The 3,271-nt window shown below is 73.8% G+C and carries 1 protein-coding gene; it reads right to left on the bottom strand.

Translation table 11 applies throughout. From position 1 onward, the window contains the following. Positions 1–3,271: type I polyketide synthase (locus tag G5C65_RS34130; protein ID WP_165302938.1), on the bottom strand; the 3,271-nt coding region annotated here is incomplete at both ends.

Here is a 3,271-nt window from a genome sequence, read left to right as displayed (position 1 = left end):
GCCCCACACCCTCGCCCCACCCCGTACCGTCCGCAGCCGCCGCGAACGGCTTGCACCGCCCGTCCGGGGCCAGCCCCCGCTGCCGCGAGAAGCCGGTGAAGACCTCGGGCGTGGCCATGACCGTGACGCCGCCCGCCAGTGCCAGCTCGCACTCGCCCTGCCGCAGCGCCTGAGCCGCCAGATGCATGGCCGTCAGCGACGAGGAGCACGCGGTGTCCACCGTCACCGCCGGGCCCTCCAGGCCCAGGGTGTAGGACACCCGGCCCGAAGCGGCGCTGCCCGAGCTGGCGAGCATCGCGTAGCCCTCCAGATTGGCATCGCCCGCCTCGGACAGGCCGGAGGCGTAGTCGTGGTACATCACGCCGGCGTACACCCCGGTCCGGCTGCCCCGGAGGGACGCGGGATCGATCCGCGCCCGTTCCAGCAGCTCCCAGGACGCCTCCAGCAGCAGCCGCTGCTGCGGGTCCATCGCCAGGGCCTCGCGCGGGCTGATCTCGAAGAACGCCGCGTCGAAACGGTCCGCGTCGTAGAGGAAAGCGCCTTCGTCGGCATAGCTCGTGCCCGGGTGGTCGGGGTCGGGGTGGAACAGTCCGTCGAGCTTCCAGCCGCGGTCCGTGGGGAACTCCCCCATGGTGTCGACGCCCTCGTCGACCAGCTTCCACAGCTCCTCCGGCGATGCCACCCCGCCGGGGAACCGGCAAGTCATGGCGACAATCGCCACGGGCTCGTCCGTCGCGGCCGTCGCCGCTGCGGCCTGCCCGCCCGCCGGCCGCGGCTGGCCTGCCAGTTGAGTGCTCAGATATCCGGCAAGCGCGTCGGGCGTGGGGTAGTCGAACGCCAGCGTCGCGGGCAGCCGCAGTCCACTGGCGGCGGAGAGCCGGTTGCGCAGTTCCACCGCGGTCAGCGAGTCGAAGCCCAGGTTCTTGAAGGAGGCTTCGGTCCGCACCTCGGCGGGCGAGGCGTATCCCAGCACCACCGCCACACAGTCGCGGACCATCTCCGCCGTCGCGGCCAGCCGATCGGCCTCATCCAGTCCGGCGAACCGTGACGTCAGCTCGGATGCGCGGGTACCGCCCGAGGCGGCGGCCGCCGCCCTTCGGCCGGCCCGCCCGGCCAGTCCGCGCAGCAGCACCGGGAGGTCGCCGCCCGGTACTCGGCGTACGTCGATATCGGCCGCCACGGTCAGCGCGCGGGCCGGCTGCCATGCCGCGTCCAGCAGGCCGAGTGCCCGTTCGGTGGGGAGCGCGGCGAACCCGGAGCGTGCGAGGCGGGCGAGGTCCGCCGCGGCCAGATGCCCGGTCATCTCGCTGGTCTGCTCCCACAGGCCCCAGGCGATGGACAGTCCGGGGAGTCCCAGGCTCCTGCGGTGGGCAGCGAGCGCGTCGACGAACGCGCTGGCGGCCGCGTAGCCCGACTGTCCCGCGTTGCCCACCACACCGGCCGCTGAGGAGAACAGCACGAACATCTCCAGTGGCAGGTCCGCCGTGGCCTCGTGCAAGTTCAGCGCGGCCGCCGCCTTGGGCGCCCACACCCGTGCCAGCCGTTCCGGCGACTGCGACGTGATCACCGCGTCGTCCAGGACTCCGGCGGCGTGGATCACCCCCGTCAGCCGGTGCGCCGGGTCGATACCGGCGACCAGTGCGGCCACCGCTTCCGGATCCCCGATGTCGGAGGCGGCCACTCGTACGTCGGCGCCCAGCTCACGCAGCCGGTCCGCCAGTTCCGCCGCCCCCGGGGCCTCCGGGCCCCTGCGACTGGCCAGGAGCAGATGCCGGACGCCCCAGACGCGCACCAGGTGTTCGGCGGTCCGGCCGCCCAGCGTCCCTGTTCCGCCGGTGATCAGTACCGTGCCGTCCGGATCGAGTGCGTCGGGACGGTCGAAGCCGTCGGCCGGTTCCGCTGTGCCCCGGTCCGCGCCGCCCCGGACCAGCCGGGGTACCAGCAGCTTTCCCGAACGCACCGCCAGCTGGGATTCGTCAGCATCCACCGCGTACGTGAGGGCGCTCCTGACGCCGCCGTCGAGACGTTGCCCGCCGGGATCCAGATCGAGGAGGACGAACCGGTCCGGATGCTCCGCCTGCGCGCCGCGCACCAGACCCCACACCGCGGCGGCCGCCGTGTCGACGGCACCGTCGGCGGTGGCCGCCGCGCCGCCCCGTGTCACGATCGCCAGCCGGGCGTCGGCCAGCCGGGGCTCGGCCAGCCACGTCTGCAGCAGGCCGAGTATCCGCCCTGCGAGGGCCAGCCCCCCGGTGTCCAACTCCTCGGTGTCCAGCTCCTCGTCCTGCGGAACCCCGGCCAGCACGACCGACGGAACGGGCTCGCCCCCGTCCACTGCGGCCAGCAACGAGTCCAGGCCCGGATAGCGGGCCGGGTCCTCCGGTGCTGGAAGATCTGCGGGAATGTCGCCCAGCACGGCCCAGGGGCGCTCTGCTGCGGCCGTGCTGGGGAGCTGCGCCCGGGGCTGCGCGGGCAGCGGCGTCCAGTCCAGCGTGAACAGGCCGCTGAGGGCGCGGCGTTCCGCAACGCGCAACCGGTCGATGTCGACGGGACGCATGACCACGGATTCGGCGGTCAGAACCGGCGCACCGACCCCGTCGGCCACCAGTAGTCGCAGCCCCCGCTCACCCTGCTCGTCCTGCTCGCCGCTGTGTTGTGGAGACAGCCGGACCCGGACCGTGGTCGCTTCCCCTGCCCAGAGGGTGACCCCGGTCCAGGCGAACGGCAGCCACGCTCGTCCCGTGCTGTCGCTCTCGTTCTCCAGGAGCGCCGGGTGGAGCGCCGCGTCCAGGAGCGCGGGATGGATGCCGTAGCCGTCCGGCTCCCCGGCGGCTTCGGGCAGCTCCACCTCGGCCAGCAGATCCGAACCGTCCCGCCATACGGCCCGCAGGCCGCGGAAGGCCGGACCATAGCCGTACCCCGCCGCCTCCGCCCGCTCATAGAACCCGCCCAGATCCACGGGACGCGCCCCCGCAGGAGGCCACGCCCCGGCCTCGAACCCCCCGGGCCGAACGCCGGATTCCGGGCTGAGCGCGCCGGTCGCATGGCACACCCACTCCCCATCCGCGCCATCCGGCGCGGCACACGAACACACCTGCACCTCGCGCCGTCCGTCCGCGTCCGCCGCTCCCACCACCACCTGCACCCGCACACTCCCCGACTCGGGAAGCACCAACGGCACCCGCAGCACGACATCGTCCACGCTGCCGCATCCGGCTTCGTCGGCGGCCCGCAGCGCCCACTCCACCAGCGCCGCCCCCGGCACCAGCAC

It is taken from the genome of Streptomyces boncukensis (assembly GCF_011045075.1).
GTDB classification, from domain to species: Bacteria; Actinomycetota; Actinomycetes; order Streptomycetales; family Streptomycetaceae; genus Streptomyces; species Streptomyces boncukensis.
The sequence above is the reverse complement of the archived record's forward strand: the minus strand, read 5'-3'. Positions and strand labels throughout refer to the sequence as shown.